At 72.4% G+C, this 14,615-nt stretch carries 11 protein-coding genes; 3 read left to right on the forward strand and 8 right to left on the reverse strand.

The features are described from left to right. Positions 1-5 precede the first annotated feature (5 nt). Positions 6-926, forward strand: a complete 921-nt coding sequence (locus FHS22_RS08600) for a LysR family transcriptional regulator (protein WP_184939950.1) — start codon at positions 6-8, stop codon at positions 924-926. An 85-nt stretch (positions 927-1,011) separates the two neighbouring features. On the opposite strand, the gene FHS22_RS08605 is transcribed toward FHS22_RS08600, so the two are convergent. After that, positions 1,012-2,214, reverse strand: a complete 1,203-nt coding sequence (locus FHS22_RS08605; protein ID WP_184939951.1) for an RNA-guided endonuclease InsQ/TnpB family protein — start codon at positions 2,212-2,214, stop codon at positions 1,012-1,014. Positions 2,215-2,243: 29 nt separating this feature from the next. Here FHS22_RS08605 and FHS22_RS39565 point away from each other — a divergent pair, with 29 nt between their 5' ends. Further along, a complete protein-coding gene (locus FHS22_RS39565) occupies positions 2,244-2,456 on the forward strand; it encodes a toxin-antitoxin system HicB family antitoxin (protein ID WP_184939953.1) in 213 nt (70 codons plus the stop codon). A 44-nt stretch (positions 2,457-2,500) separates the two neighbouring features. On the opposite strand, the gene FHS22_RS08615 is transcribed toward FHS22_RS39565, so the two are convergent. The 7 genes from FHS22_RS08615 to FHS22_RS08645 form a co-directional block, all read right to left on the reverse strand. Then, the gene (locus FHS22_RS08615) at positions 2,501-3,976 is read right to left on the reverse strand and encodes a rhamnulokinase (protein ID WP_184939955.1); all 1,476 of its coding nucleotides are present in this window, start codon (positions 3,974-3,976) and stop codon (positions 2,501-2,503) included. Between the two features lie 85 nt (positions 3,977-4,061). After that, complete coding sequence (locus tag FHS22_RS08620; protein ID WP_184939956.1) at positions 4,062-6,092, reverse strand: bifunctional aldolase/short-chain dehydrogenase; 2,031 nt, start codon at positions 6,090-6,092, stop codon at positions 4,062-4,064. Positions 6,093-6,141: 49 nt separating this feature from the next. Continuing rightward, positions 6,142-7,323: an L-rhamnose isomerase gene (gene rhaI / locus FHS22_RS08625; protein WP_184939958.1), complete on the reverse strand. Its 1,182-nt coding sequence runs from the start codon at positions 7,321-7,323 to the stop codon at positions 6,142-6,144. 187 nt (positions 7,324-7,510) lie between these two features. After that, positions 7,511-10,177, reverse strand: coding sequence for a glycoside hydrolase family 78 protein (locus FHS22_RS08630; protein ID WP_338047662.1), 2,667 nt, complete (start codon positions 10,175-10,177; stop codon positions 7,511-7,513). Between the two features lie 38 nt (positions 10,178-10,215). Then, positions 10,216-11,043 (reverse strand): carbohydrate ABC transporter permease, encoded by an 828-nt coding sequence (locus FHS22_RS08635; protein ID WP_221473396.1) that lies wholly within the window; start codon positions 11,041-11,043, stop codon positions 10,216-10,218. Continuing rightward, positions 11,040-11,993: an ABC transporter permease subunit gene (locus tag FHS22_RS08640; protein ID WP_221473397.1), complete on the reverse strand. Its 954-nt coding sequence runs from the start codon at positions 11,991-11,993 to the stop codon at positions 11,040-11,042. The genes FHS22_RS08635 and FHS22_RS08640 overlap by 4 nt, the downstream gene beginning before the upstream one ends. Continuing rightward, positions 11,990-13,291: an ABC transporter substrate-binding protein gene (locus tag FHS22_RS08645; RefSeq protein ID WP_184939959.1), complete on the reverse strand. Its 1,302-nt coding sequence runs from the start codon at positions 13,289-13,291 to the stop codon at positions 11,990-11,992. Before FHS22_RS08645 ends, FHS22_RS08640 begins: the two co-directional genes overlap by 4 nt. A 225-nt stretch (positions 13,292-13,516) precedes the next feature. Here FHS22_RS08645 and FHS22_RS08650 point away from each other — a divergent pair, with 225 nt between their 5' ends. Then, complete coding sequence (locus tag FHS22_RS08650) at positions 13,517-14,584, forward strand: LacI family DNA-binding transcriptional regulator (RefSeq protein WP_184939961.1); 1,068 nt, start codon at positions 13,517-13,519, stop codon at positions 14,582-14,584. Positions 14,585-14,615: the final 31 nt, after the last annotated feature.

Below are 14,615 nucleotides of genomic sequence, written 5' to 3' on the forward strand. Positions count from 1 at the left end.
GGACCGTGAACCTGTCCAGTCTGGATCTCAACCTGCTGGTGGCCCTGCGCGCCCTGCTGGAGGAGCGCAACGTCACCCGGGCCGGCGCGCGGATCGGGCTCAGCCAGCCGGCCACCAGCGCCGCGCTGGCCAGGCTCCGCCGCCACTTCTCCGACGACCTGCTGGTCAGGAAGGGCAACAGCTACGAGCCGACCCCCCTCGGCGCCGCGCTGCTGGCACCCGCGGTGAACGCCTGCGCCATGCTGGAGCGGCTCTTCACCAGCCGGGCGGACTTCCACCCGGAGACCGAGCAGCGCGAATTCACCGTGCTCTCCTCCGACTACGCGATCGCGGTCTTCGGCGCCGAGCTCGCCCGCGTCCTGCACACCCGGGCGCCGGGCGTCCGGCTGCGTTTCCTGAACACGGACGCCAGGATCGTGGAGGCCACCGAGACGGTGCTCGGCGGCGTCGACGGGGTGCTGATGCCGCACGGCGTGATCAGCGGCTTCCCCGCCGTGGAGCTGTACCGCGACGAGTGGGTGTGCCTGGTCTCCGCCGACCACCCCGGCATCGGCGAGCACATCACCATGGACGACCTGTCCCGCCTGCCCTGGGCGGTCTACCAGCGCTTCTTCGACGTTCCGGTCACCCGGCAGCTCGGCATGCTGGGCCTGGAACCGCACGTGGAGGTGTCCGTGCACAGCTTCCACCTGCTGCCCGGCCTGGTGGCCGGCACCCGCCGGGTGGCCCTGATCCAGCGGCGCCTGGCCCGCCTGCTGCACGGCCTCGCGCCGGTCCGCGTGCTGCCCTGCCCGTTCCCGGCGGTGCCCCTGCAGGAGGCCATGTGGTGGCACCCCGTGCACGGCCAGGACGCGGCGCACATCTGGCTGCGCGAGACCGCCGCCGAGGTCGGGCGGACGCTGCAGGACCATCCACCGGGTGGATGAGGAGTATCAGGACTTCCCGTCTTCCGCGCACCGCCCCGGATGTCTGACATTGACTCCTCCCCCTCGATGAAGGGGGATTCCTGGCTCACGCCGCTCGCTCGTCCGGCGGACGAGCGAGTCTTACGCGATCGGCACCAGCCGGGGCGAGACCCGCCCGGACGAGCATCACGTGCGCGGAGTTCTTGTCCCTGGGACAGACGGCTCCGCACGCAGTGCAGGTGTAGGTGCGCTCCGACAGCGGCAGGGCGTGCTTGGCTCTCGCTCCGCACCTTCCGCAGTCCATGGTTGTGTGCGCCGGATGCACCGGCCGCAGGTCGCGTGCGTGCTTGCGCGCCATGTGGATCAGCTCGCGTTTGGCCGCGGTGATCGCCGCGTCGGCGGCCTTGCGCGCCATCGTGGATTGGGCAAGGAATTTCGGCCGGAAGTCCTCCATTGCGATGCGGTCGAAGTCCGTCACCAGGCGTTTGGCCCACTTGCGGGCGGTGTCCTGCCGCTGCCGGGCGATCTTCTTGTGGACCTGGGCGGCTTGGCGCCGCGCCGTCCGGTAGCCCTGGGAGGGGGTCTGCCCGCGTGGGCGTTTGCGGCGGGCCATCATCTTCTGGTAGCGGGCCAGCTTGGCCGCGGCCTTCTTGCCGTATTCGGGGTGCGGCAGATCGTGTTCGTCGCTGGTGGTGGTGGCGATCTCCTTGACGCCCCAGTCGATGCCGGCATCCCGGCCGGTCGGCGGCAGCGGCTGGACCTGGGCGGGGACGACGAAGGAGGCATACCAGTGGCCGAGGCCGTCGCGGTAGACGCGCACGCTGGACGGCTCCGCGGGCAGGGGGCGCGACCACACCACGGTCAAGCCGATGCCCCCGGCCAGGTGCAGACGGCCGTCCTTGAGACGGAAACCGCGCCGGGTGTAGTTGAGGCTGAGAGCGGCAAGGTCTTTCTTCTTGAAGCGCGGCATCCCGGCCCGCCGCTTGATGGGCAGCCGGTCTTTGATGTCCTTGAGTGCTTTGGCACGGGAGCGGGTGAAGTCCCGGATGATCTGCTGCTGGGGCACCGAGGCGCCCTCGCCCAGCCAGGCGTGTCCGGCGCGCCAGCCGGTCAGCTGCTTGTCCAGATGCGCCGGGCCGCATTCCTGCTTCGCCTGGTGGGCGGCTTTGGAGGTGGCGACGCACTGGTTCCACACCCACCGGCACCGGTCCCACTCACCTTCCAGGGCGATGTAGGCGGTCGACGACACGCGCAGCCGGTAGGTGTAGCGGGCGTGGCCGCTCGCGCCTGCCTTCTGTGGTGTCGTCATGGTGGCAAGCTAGCACTATCCTGGCGGGTGTGGATGAGAAACGGATAACTCTGCGGCTTCCCGCGCAGTTGCATGCTCGGCTGGTGGCGCAGGCTGGGTCCGCCCGGCGGTCTCTCAACTCGGAGATCGTCTACCGGCTTGAGAACGGGCTCGACGGTACTGCGATAGATGTCGGCTCGTCCGATGATGGGTCGGCCTTGTCCGTCTCGCCGCAGGGGCGGCCGGATTCCTCCCCGGCCTGAGAGGGCCGGGGTATCCTCCGGGACTCCGGTGATGCCTGCCACATCTAGCGAGGCCCGTTTCCCCTCTCCAGGCGGGCTTCGGCCGCGGCCCACGACGAGGAGTCGCCGCGCGGTTCGTACCGGATCAGGTGCTGGGTGTCGCGGACCAGCGCCCGCAGCTCCGGCAGGCCGGGCCCGGCGGCACCGGCGGCACGGGCCTGGATCAGCACGTTGCCCAGCGCGGTGGCCTCCACCGGCCCGGCGACCACGGGCAGGCCGCAGGCGTCGGCGGTGAGCTGGCACAGCAGCGCGTTGCGGGCGCCGCCGCCGACGACGTGCACGACCTCGACGTGCCGGCCGGACAGCTCCTGCGCCTGCCGTACGGCGCGGCGGTGGGCCAGGGCGAGGCTGTCGACGATGCAGCGCACGGTGGCGGCCGGGGTCTCCGGCACGGGCTGGCCGGTCGCGCGGCAGGCGTCGGCGATCCGGCCCGGCATGTCCCCGGGGGGCATGAACACCGGGTCGTCCACGTCGACCACCGAGGCGAACGCCGGCCGGTCGGCCGCCCGGCGCAGCAGGTCCGCGGGATCGGTGAGGCCCCAGGCGCGCATCGACTCCTGCAGCAGCCACAGGCCCATGACGTTGCGCAGGTAGCGGATGGTGCCGTCGACGCCGGTCTCGTTGGTGAAGTTGGCCCGCCGGCCGGCCTCGCTCAGCACCGGCCGGTCCAGCTCGACGCCGACCAGGGACCAGGTGCCGCAGGAGATGTAGGCGAAGCGCTCCCCGGAGGCGGGCACCGCGACCACGGCCGAGGCGGTGTCGTGCGAGGCGACGGCCACCACCTCCGGGCTGCCCGGCAGGCCGGTCTCCGGCCGGACCGGGCCGATCCGGGTGCCGGGTTCGCGCAGCGGCGCCATCAGCTCCGGCCGGAGGCCGGCCTCGGTCATCAGCTCCGCCGCCCAGGTACGGCGGTGCAGGTCGTACAGCTGGGTGGTGGAGGCGTTGGTGACCTCCGCGCCGACCTCGCCGGTGAGCCAGTAGGCGAGCAGGTCGGGGATGAGCAGCAGCCGCTCGGCCAGCCCGTACTGCGGCGTGCCCGCGGCGGCGGCCAGCTGGTAGAGCGTGTTGAACGGCAGGTGCTGCAGCCCGGTGACGGCGTACAGGCGCTCGCGGCCGAGCTTGTCGGCCACCCGGTCGGCCAGGCCGTCGGTGCGGGCGTCGCGGTAGTGCACCGGGTTGCCCAGCAGAGCGCCGGAGGCGTCCAGCAGCCCGTAGTCGACCGCCCAGGAGTCGATGCCGACGCCGGCGACCGGCCCGGCCGCGCGCAGCCCGCGCAGCACGCCCGCATACAGCGCCAGGATGTCCCAGTGCAGGGTGGCGCCCAGGCGCACCGGCTCGTTGGCGAAGCGGTGCGCCTCGGTCAGCTCCAGGGTGCCGGGGCCGAGGCGGCCGACCATGACGCGGCCGCTGGACGCGCCGAGGTCGACCGCCGCGACGGCGAGGCCGCCGCGGACGGCAGCGGTCCCCGTCACTTTCGCCATGGTGCCGCTCCTGTCGTGCCCGTGCCCGTGCCCGTACCCGTGGCCATCGCCGCCATCGCCGCCGTCGCCCCGGCGCTCACCGCGGTCATCGCAGGAACGCCGCGGCGACGCCGGCGTCGACCGGGACGTGCAGGCCGGTCGTGTGCGACAGCTCCCCGCCGGTCAGCACGAACACGGCGTTGGCCACGTGCTCGGGCAGCACCTCCCGCTTGAGCAGGGTGCGCTGGGCGTAGAACGCGCCGAGCTCCTCCTCCGGCACGCCGTACACGGCCGCGCGCTGCGCGCCCCAGCCACCGGCGAAGATCCCGGAGCCGCGGACCACGCCGTCGGGGTTGACGCCGTTGACGCGGATGCCGTGCCCGCCGAGCTCGGCGGCCAGCAGCCGCACCTGGTGGGCCTGGTCGGCCTTGGCGGCGCCGTAGGCGACGTTGTTCGGCCCGGCGAACAGGGAGTTCTTGCTGGAGATGTAGACGATGTCGCCGCCCATGCCCTGCGCGGTCATCACCGCGGCCGCCTCGCGGGAGACCAGGAAGGAGCCCTTGGCCATCACGTCGTGCTGCAGGTCCCAGTCGGCCTCGGTGGTCTCCAGCAGCGGCTTGGAGACCGACAGCCCGGCGTTGTTGACCACCAGGTCCACGCCGCCGAACGCCAGCACCGCCGCGCGCACCGCCGCCGCCACCGCGCCCGCGTCGGTCACGTCGGCCGCGACGGCGACGGCCGTGTCGGCGCCGCCGAGCTCGGCGGCGACCTTCGCCGCGGTCCCGGCGTCGCGGTCGGCCACCACGACGCACGCGCCCTCGGCGGCCAGCCGGTGGGCGATCGCCCGGCCGATGCCGGAGCCGCCGCCGGTGACCAGCGCGATGCGGGTGGCCAGCGCCTTGGGCCTGGGCATGCGGGCGAGCTTGGCCTCCTCCAGCGCCCAGTACTCGATCCGGAACTTCTCCGCCTCGTCGATCGGCGCGTAGGCCGAGATCGCCTCGGCGCCGCGCATCACGTTGATCGCGTTGACGTAGAACTCGCCCGCCACCCGGGCGGTCTGCTTGTCGGCGCCGAAGCTGAACATGCCCACGCCGGGCACCAGCACGATCGCCGGGTCGGCGCCGCGCATCGCCGGGGAGCCGGGCGTCGCGTGCCGCTCGTAGTAGGCGCGGTAGTCCTCGCGGTAGGCGGCGTGCAGCTCCCGGACGCGGGCGATCACGTCCTCCAGCGGCGCGGCGGGCGGCAGGTCCACCACCATCGGCCGGATCTTGGTCCGCAGGAAGTGGTCCGGGCAGGAGGTGCCCAGCGCGGCCAGCCGGGGGTGCTCGGCGCGGGAGACGAAGTCGAGCACGGTGCCGGTGTCGGTGTAGTGGCCGACCTGCGGCCGGTCGGTCGAGGCCAGGCCGCGCAGGACCGGGAAGAGCGCGGCGGCCCGCTCGTGCCGCTCGGCCTCGGGCAGCGTCTCGTGCACGACCGGCCCGAACGGCTCGGCGCGGCCGTGTTCGGCGATGTACCGCGCCGCGGTCTCGATGATCTCCAGGGAGTTGCGCTCGCACTCCTCGCTGGTCGCGCCCCAGGCGGTGATGCCGTGCCCGCCGAGGATGACGCCGACGGCCTGCGGGTTGGCCCGGTGGACGGCGGCGATATCGATGCCGAGCTGGAAGCCGGGGCGCCGCCAGGGCACCCAGACGACCCGCTCGCCGAAGATCTCCTTGGTCAGCGCGGGGCCGTCGGCGGCGGTGGCGACGGCGATGCCGGAGTCCGGGTGCAGGTGGTCGACGTGCGCGGCCTCCACCAGGCCGTGCATGGCCGTGTCGATGCTGGGCGCGGCGCCGCCGCGGCCGAAGGCGCAGTGGTCGAACGCGGCGACCATCTCGTCCTCGCGCTCCGCCCCCGGGTACACCCCGGCCAGCGCGCGCAGCCGGTCCAGGCGCAGGACGGCCAGGCCGGGCTCGGTGAGCGTGCCCAGGTCGCCGCCGGAGCCCTTGACCCAGAGCAGCTCGGCCGGGGTCCCGGTGACGGGGTCGACGGTCTCGCCCTTGGCGGAGGTGTTGCCGCCGGCGTAGTTGGTGTTTCGGGGGTCGGCGCCGAGCCGGTTGCTCCGGGCCAGCAGGTCGCGCACTGCGGGATTGCTCATGACGGGTCTTCCTGGGAGGGGTTTTCCGGTGACGTGGGAGGGCCGGGGCTCAGGCGCCCCAGCCGGCCTGCCGCCCGCCGACGCGCTCGGCGGCGATCTTCTCGAAGTAGCCGGAGCGGGCGTAGGCGGCGATCGGGTCGGGATCGAGGCCGAGACCGGCGCGGAGCTCGGCCAGCAGCGGCCGCACGTCGGTGTTGTAGGCGTCCATCAGGGCGGCGTTGGCGCCGAGCACGTCGCCCGACCGCTGGGCCGCGGCGAGCGCCTCCCGGTCCACCAGCAGGGCCTTGGCGGTGGCCTCCTGGACGTTCATCACCGAGCGGATGATCGCGGGGATCTTCGGCTCGATGTTGTGGCACTGGTCGAGCATGAACGCGATGCCGTACTCCGGCCGCAGCGCGTCGGCCTGCACGATCTCGTTCATGATCCGGAAGAGCTGGAACGGGTCGGCCGCGCCGACCATGAGGTCGTCGTCGGCGTAGAAGCGGGAGTTGAAGTCGAAGGCGCCGAGCCTGCCCTGCCGGAGCAGGAACGCCACGATGAACTCGATGTTGGTGCCCGGCGCGTGGTGGCCGGTGTCGATGACGACCTGCGCCTTGGGGCCGAGCTCCAGGCAGTGGGCGTAGGCGGTGCCCCAGTCGGGCACGTCGGTGGTGTAGAAGGCCGGCTCGAACAGCTTGTACTCCAGGAGCATCCGCTGGTCCGCGCCGAGGCGGTCGTAGACCTCGCGCAGCGCCTCGGCCAGCCGGTCCTGGCGGTCGCGGATGTCGTCCTGGCCGGGGTAGTTGGTGCCGTCGGAGAACCACAGCTTCAGGTCGCGCGAGCCGGTGGCGTCCATGATGTCGACGCATTCGAGCAGGTGGTCGACGGCCTTGCGGCGCACGCCCGGGTCCGGGTTGGTCACCGAGCCCAGCTTGTAGTCGTCGTCCTGGAAGACGTTGGAGTTGATCGCGCCCAGCACGACGCCCTGCCCCCCGGCGTAGGAGGCGAGGTCGGCGTAGTCGTCCACCCGGTCCCAGGGGATGTGCAGCGCCACGGTGGGGGCCGCGCCGGTCAGCCGGTGCACGACGGCCGCGTCGGCGATCTTCTCGTACGGGTCGCGGGGCACGCCCTGCTGGGGGAACACCTTGAACCGGGTGCCGGAGTTGGCGTACGCCCATGACGGGGTCTCGATTCGCTGCTCCCGCAGCGCCTGCGCGACGCCGTCGCGGGCGGCTTGGTCCAGATGGCTCATGGTGATGACTCCGTTTCCCCGGGGGCCGTGCTGGGGTGAATGTAAAACGTTTTAAAGCCGTTGGCGCTCATACTATCCGGCGGACCGGGACAGTGCACGAGGGCCCGGAGGAAAGGCCGGGCGGTGCGCTCCCGGTACGGCGCGGAGACCTGCCGTACCGGGCCTCCCCGGTCTCCGGGGGGCCGCCTCAGGCATCCTGGACGGCCAGGCCGGCGGCGCCGTCCCGCTGCGGGTCCGGCGGGCCGAAGAACCCGGGCCGCTCGGCGACGGGGTCGTCGGCGGCGTCGCGGAACGCGTCCTCGAAGCGGTGGCGCCCCGCGCCGACCTCGATCCGGCTCCCGGGGCCGGAGGGCAGGACCACCGTCGCCGTGGCGCCGGCGGGGACGACGACCTCCAGCTCGAAGCGTCCGGCCGCGCGCCGCCAGCGCACCTCCGCCCTGCCGTACGGGGTCAGGTGCGCGGCGGAGGCGTGCCGCAGGCCCCCGCCGGGCAGGGGGCGCACCAGGATGCGCCGGTACCCCGGTTCCGCGGGCGCCAGACCGGCGACCGTGCGGTGCAGCCAGTCGGCGACCGCGCCCAGGGCGTAGTGGTTGAAGGACGTCATGTCGCCGGGGTTGACGGTGCCGTCGGGCAGCATGCTGTCCCAGCGCTCCCAGACCGTGGTCGCCCCCATGGTGACGGGATACAGCCAGGACGGGCACTCGCGCTGCATGAGCAGGTGGTAGGCGTCGTCGACGGCGCCGGCCGCGACCAGGGCGTCGCAGACGAGCGGGGTGCCGACGAACCCGGTGCCGATGCGGTGGCCGCTCTCGCGCACCAGCTCGACCAGGCGCCGGCCCGCACGGGCACGGCGGCCGGCCCCGGCGATCAGGTCGAACTGCAGGGCGAGGGCGTAGGCGGTCTGCGAGTCGCCGACCAGGCGGCCGGAGGGCGAGACGTACTCGGCCTCGAATGCCGCGCCCACCTGGTCGGCGAGCCCGCCGTAGCGGCGGTGGTCCTCCTCCTCGCCCAGGACGGCGGCGGCCTGCGCCAGCAGGCGGGCCGAGCGGGCCAGGCAGGCGGTGGCGACCAGGGCGCGGTCGGTGCGGGCCTCGAAGGGGCGGTCCGGGGGAGCGGCGGGGTCGAGCCAGTCGCCGAGCTGGAATCCGGTGTCCCACAGGCGGCCGTCCCCGGCGCGGCCGGCGCACTGGTCGACCCAGGCCTTCATGCTGGGGTACTGGGTGCGCAGCAGCCCCTCCTCGCCGTAGCGCTCGTACAGCGTCCACGGCACGACGACGGCGGCGTCGCCCCAGGCGGCGACCGGTTCGGTGGGGAAGAGCAACTGGATCCAGGGCACGTAGACCGGGACCGTGCCGAGCTCGGCCTGCTCGGCCGCGAGGTCGGCCAGCCAGGAGGCCAGCATGCCCGCGCAGCCGTACAGGAAGGCCGAGGTGGGGGCGAAGACCTGGATGTCACCGGTCCAGCCCAGGCGCTCGTCGCGCTGCGGGCAGTCGGTGGGGACGTCGACGAAGTTGCCGCGCATGCTCCACAGCACGTTGTCGTGGAGCCGGTTCAGGTCGCCGTCGGAGCTGTCGAACCAGCCGGTGCGCTCCATGTCGGTGTGGCAGACGACCGCCTGGACGCAGGCCGGGTCGAACGCGCCGGGCCAGCCGCCGACCTCGGCGTAGCGGAAGCCGTGCAGGGTGAAGCGCGGCTCCCACTCCTCCACGCCGCCGCCGCGCAGGGTGTAGACGTCGGTGGCGTCGGCGGCGCGCAGCGGCCGGACGCACAGTTCGCCGTCCTGGAGCACCTCGGCGTGGCGCAGCGTGACGGTGTGCCCGGCCGGGCCCTGCACGCGGATGCGCAGCCGCCCGGAGACGTTCTGGCCGAAGTCGAGGATCGTCCGCCCGGAGGGGGAGACGGTCACCTCGGCGGGAGCGAGCGTCTCCACCCGGCGCACCGGCGGCCCGGCCGGCGCGACCAGCCGGGCGGGGTCGTACGGCAGGGCGTCGGCGGGCAGCCAGGAGGCGTCGTCGAAGCCGGGCCGCGACCAGCCGGGCGGCAGCAGCCGGGCGTCGTGCCGCTCGCCGTCGTACAGGCTCGCGGCGGTGACCGGGCCGGGCGCGCAGCGCCAGCTCCCGTCGGTGGCCACCACGTCGGTCGTGCCGTCGGTGTAGGTGATCTCCAGCTGGGCGATCAGCGCGGTGCGGTCGCCGTACACCCGGGTCCTGCCGCCCTCGAACCCGACCCGGCCCCGGTACCATCCGTCGGCCAGGGTGGCGCCGACGGCGTTGCCGCCCTCGCGCAGCAGCCCGGTGACGTCGTGGGTGCGGTAGCGCAGCCGGTGGGAGTAGCTGGTCCAGCCGGGTGCGAGCACCTCGTCGCCGACGACCGTGCCGTTGATCTCGGTCTCGTGCAGGCCGTACGCGGTGACGTACAGGCGCGCCCGGTCCACCGGGCCGCGCACCGTGAAGTCGCGCCGCAGCAGCGGCGCGGGGCCGTCCGGCGCGCCGAGCAGCTCCCGCGGCGGAGCCGCGGGCACGGCCCGCCAGTCCGCCGCCTCCAGCAGTCCCGCCTCCGCCCACGACCAGGGGCTCCAGTCGCTGACGGAGCCGTCCTGCCCGTGCACCCGGACCCGTGCCCCGCGCCGCTCGCGCGAGGCCAGCTCCGTGCCGGGCCAGCCGACCAGGACCGACCGCCCGGACTCGACCGGGCCCGTGGCCGTCCCGTCGCTGAGCTCGATCTCGTAGGCGCGCTGCCGCCAGCCGGGCAGGTCGGTCTCGACCGTCCACGACAGGCGCGGGGCGCTCTCGCCGATGCCCAGGGGAACGCGGTGGTGTTCGTAGCCGGGGGCGGCGACGTGCAGGAAGGTCACGGGCGCGGTGCTCCTTGTGCTCAGCCCTTGACGGGTGCTCAGCCCTTGACGGCGCCGGCGGTCATGCCGGCGACGATCTTGCGGTTGAAGAAGACGAAGGCCAGCAGCGGCGGGATGGTGATCAGGACGATGTCCATGAACAGCAGGTTCCACTGGGTGCTGTACTGGCTCTGGAAGTTGTAGAGGGTGACCTGCACGGTGGCGTTGTCGTCGCCGGGCAGGAAGTACAGCGGGTTGACGAAGTCGTTGAAGATCGCCACTGACTGGGTGAGGATCACGGTGATCGTCACCGGCTTGAGCAGCGGGAAGATCACCCTGAAGAACAGGGTCAGGCCGCCGCAGCCGTCGATCATCGCGGCCTCGTCCAGCTCGCGCGGGATGGCCGCGATGAACGCGCGGAACAGCAGCACCGCGTACGACAGGCCGAAGGCGACCTCGACCAGGATCAGGCCGGGAAGCGTCTTGAACAGCCCCAGCGCCTGCAGCAGCCAGATGGTCGGCACGATCGCCGGCGGGATGATCAGCCCGGACAGCACGAGGAAGTTGGCCAGCGTGCCGATCCTCCCGGCCCGGCGCTGCAGGACGTAGCCGGCCATCGCGGCGCACACCACGATCAGCGCCACCGAGGCCACGGTCAGGACGGTGCTGTTGACGTAGGCGCGCAGCAGCACGTAGTCCCGCGCCGAGACCACCTCGATGACGTTCTTCACGACCGGCCAGCTGGTCGGCCAGGAGAAGTCCAGGTCGGCGGCCTGCTTGTCGTCCTTGACGGCGGTCAGCAGCATGAAGGAGAAGGGCACGAGGAAGACGGCCGCGGCCACGGCGAGCGCGGCCGCTTCGGCGCCGGCCCTGCGCAGGTTTTTCACGGGGAGACCTGCCTTCTGCCCAGGAACCAGTTGAGCGGGACGACGATGGCGGTGACGACGACGAACAGCAGCACGTTGCCCGCCGTCGACAGGCCGTAGAAGCCGGCCTGGTACTGCTTGTAGATGATCGAGGCGATGACGTCGCTGGTGAAGCCGGGTCCGCCGCGGGTCATCGTCCAGATCAGGTCGAAGGAGCGCAGTCCTCCGATGAACGACAGGATGATCACCGAGTAGGTCGCGGGCCAGCTCAGCGGGAGCGTGACGTGCCGGAACCGGTGCCATGCGCCGCCGCCGTCCACGGCGACCGCCTGGTAGTAGTCGGTCGGGATGGACAGGATCCCGGCGATGTAGATGACGGTGGCCAGGCCCACGCCCTTCCACACGTCCACCAGCGCCACCGACAGCAGCGCGGTGCTCGCGTCGCCCAGCCAGTCCGGGCCGGAGATCCCCACCAGCGCCAGGGCCTTGTCGACCAGGCCGGTGTCGGGCTTGAGCAGCACGCTGAAGGTGATGCCGACCGCGACCGTGGACACCAGGACCGGGAAGAACACCAGCGAGCGCAGGAACCCGCGCAGCCGCAGCTTCGAGGTGAGCAGCACGCCCAGCCCCAGGCCGATCACGACCTTCAGGGCGCTGGTGACCACCGCGTAGACGACGGTGTTGCGGAAGCCGATGCTCAGGTTCTGCTCGGCCAGGAAGTCGCGGAAGTTGTCCAGGCCCACGAACTCGCTGTCGAACAGGGTCCAGCGGGTCAGCGCGAAGTAGAAGGCCATCGCCGTCGGGACCAGGAAGATCACCGTGTAGACGAGGGCGGCGGGCAGGTAGAGGGCGTAGGGGTAGGCGGGGCCGGTCTTCCGCCGGGCGCGGGTGGCGTGCGCGCGCCGCGCCGGGAGACCGGACCCCGCGCTGCGGGGTCCGGCGTCCCTGGTGTCCGGCCGGTGCCCGGTCACCACCCTTCGAGCCCCAGCTGCTTGGCCTGCTTGGCCACGTCCTTGTCGTACTGGGCGGCGCCCTCGGCCGGCGGCGTCAGCCCCGAGCCGACCGCGACGGTGATCTGCTCCAGGGCCGGGCCCTTGATCGGGGACAGGAACTCCAGGGCGGGGGCCGTGGCGCCCTTGTCGATGTAGGCCTGCAGGTCCTTGGCGACCTGGATCGCGTCGTCGGGGAGCCTGGCGCCCTCGATGCGGTACGGCCCGGCGGGCTGGACGACCTTGTTCACCGCGTCGGCCGCGGCGGGCGAGGCGATGTAGGCCAGGAACTTCTTGGCGGCGTCCGGGTGCTCGGTGCTCTTGGCGATGTAGATGCCCGGCGGCTCCCAGATGGTGGTGCCGTTCTTGGCCGGGTCGGTGCCGGGGATGCCGAAGAAGCCGATGTCGGTGGCGGCCTGGGGGTAGTCCTTCAGCAGCGGCGGCAGCATGGCGCTGAGCATCGGGTAGTGCGCGCCCTTGCCCTCCACCAGCATCTTCAGGCCCTGCTCGCTGGTGGCCGAGCCGAAGCCCTCGTTGAGGTGCCCCTTGGCGTGCACCTCGGCCAGGTGCTCGAAACCCGCCTGGGCGGCCGGGGTGGTGGCGAACGTGGCCGTGCCCGCGGTGTAGTCCCGGGCGAAGTCCGGCACCGCGGCCTGGACGTTGTAGTAGTCGCCCAGCACGAACAGCTGCGAGGTCCAGGTGTCCTTGAAGGTCGAGATGACCGGGGTGGTCCCGTCCGCCTTGATCTTGTCGTTGTTGGCCGTGAACTCGGCCCAGGTCGTCGGCGCCTTCAGGCCGAGCTTCTCGTAGACCTTGCGGTTGTACAGGATGCCGCCGCCCAGGGCCGTGCCGGCGGGCACTCCGTAGACCCTGCCGCCCTGCGTCACCACGGGGAGGTAGTCCTTCTGGACGTTCTTGAGCACCGGGTCGCCGGTGAGGTCGACCATGGTCTGGGCCGGGTTGAGCGCCTGGAGCAGCGACCCTGAGTTGTACCAGAACACATCCGACATGTCGCCGGTCGAGAGCCTGGTCTTGACGATGTTGTCGCCCTCGGTGCCTCCGGGCCGGGTCTCGACCTCGACCCTGATGGCCGGGTTGCCCTTGGTGAAGGTGTCCGCGAGCACTTTGGCGGTGTCCAGGGTCGCCTGGCTGTTGTCCACGAGGAAGGACAGGGTGACCGTGCCGTCGGCGGCGGGCTCCGAGCCCGAGCCGCAGGAGGTCAGTGCCGCCATCGTGAGGACGGCCAGGGCCGTCCCCATGGTGCGACGAGAGGTCTGCATAGTGCCCCTCCAGGTTTGTTGAATCGTTTTAAGGGACCCCCGACGCGAGTCAACCTAGGCGTCCCCCGGAAGGGGCGTCAAGAGTGGTCATGGGTAACGATTCCCGATCGTAACCGGGGTGTATTACGCCCTTTCTTCCAAAAAGTGGAAAAAAACGGGTAACGTTACCCATGCGATCATCCCTCTGGAGCTGGTCGAACAGCCCTGCCGACGAAGGGAACCCCCATGACCGCGTACGACCGACGGCGCCGCGTGACGATCGCCGACGTGGCCGGCCACGCCCAGGTCTCCACCACCGCCGTTTCGAAGGTGCTGCGCAACGCCTACGGCGTCAGCCCGGCGATGCGCGAGAAGGTGCAGGCCGCCATCGACGAGCTCGGCTACCGCCCGCACGCCGCGGCGCGCGCGATGCGGGGGCGCACCTTCACCGTCGGTGTGCTCCTGCCGCACATCAGGAACCCCTTCTTCGCCGATGTCCTCGACGGGCTCATGGACCAGCTCGCCGGTACCGGCTACCAGGCGATCATCGTCCAGGGCGGCGGCGCCGACCCGGAGGCGGAGCGCCGGGCCGTCGAGGCCCTGACGGACCGGCAGGTGGACGGCATGCTCATGATCGCCCCGCTCGCCTCCAAGGCGGACCTGGAGGAGACCGCCAGGACCACCGCGCTGGTGGTGCTCGGACGCCACGACCGGTCGGCGGTCTACGACTCGGTGTTCGACGACGACGAGACCGGCGCGGAGCTGGTCGTCGGGCACCTCCTCGCGCTCGGCCACCGCCGCATCGCGCACATCTCGCAGAAGGACGGCAGCCGCGTGCGCCCCGCGGAACTGCTGCACACCATAAGAGCCCGGACCTACCGGCGGGTGATGGAGGAGCACGGCCTGGCGGACGAGGTCGCCGTCGCGACCACCTCCTACACCGAGGAAGGCGGCTACCTGGGCGCCCGCGAGCTCCTGGCCCGCCCGTCCCGCCCGACGGCCCTCTTCGCCGGGGCCGACCTGGCCGCCTTCGGCGCGCTCGCCGCCATCCACGAGGCCGGCCTCGCCGTCCCCGGCGACATATCCCTGGCCGGCTACGACAACACCCGGACGGCCGCGCTGGCCCACATCTCGCTGACCAGCGTCGACCAGGACGGCGCGACCATGGGCGGTACGGCGGGGCGGCTCCTGCTGGAGCGCATCGGGGGACGCACGTCCGCCGTGCGCTTCTCCGTCACCCCCACCCTGGTGCCCCGCAGATCGACGGGCCCCTCCCCGGACGGGGAGACCCGCGGCGGCGCCGCGGCGGGGTGAGAGGCCTGTCGGCACCCGTGATAAAACGTTT

It is taken from the genome of Thiemannella venezuelensis (assembly GCF_014203605.1).
Taxonomy (GTDB): Bacteria; Actinomycetota; Actinomycetes; order Streptosporangiales; family Streptosporangiaceae; genus Planomonospora_A; species Planomonospora_A venezuelensis.

What these genes read in the sequence shown, in the direction of transcription:
- FHS22_RS08605 (WP_184939951.1), bottom strand. Translation starts at nt 2,214, where the DNA reads ATGACGACACCACAGAAGGCAGGCGCGAGCGGCCACGCCCGCTACACC.
- FHS22_RS08615 (WP_184939955.1), bottom strand. Translation starts at nt 3,976, where the DNA reads ATGGCGAAAGTGACGGGGACCGCTGCCGTCCGCGGCGGCCTCGCCGTC.
- FHS22_RS08620 (WP_184939956.1), bottom strand. Translation starts at nt 6,092, where the DNA reads ATGAGCAATCCCGCAGTGCGCGACCTGCTGGCCCGGAGCAACCGGCTC.
- rhaI (WP_184939958.1), bottom strand. Translation starts at nt 7,323, where the DNA reads ATGAGCCATCTGGACCAAGCCGCCCGCGACGGCGTCGCGCAGGCGCTG.
- FHS22_RS08645 (WP_184939959.1), bottom strand. Translation starts at nt 13,291, where the DNA reads ATGCAGACCTCTCGTCGCACCATGGGGACGGCCCTGGCCGTCCTCACG.
- FHS22_RS08650 (WP_184939961.1), top strand. Translation starts at nt 13,517, where the DNA reads ATGACCGCGTACGACCGACGGCGCCGCGTGACGATCGCCGACGTGGCC.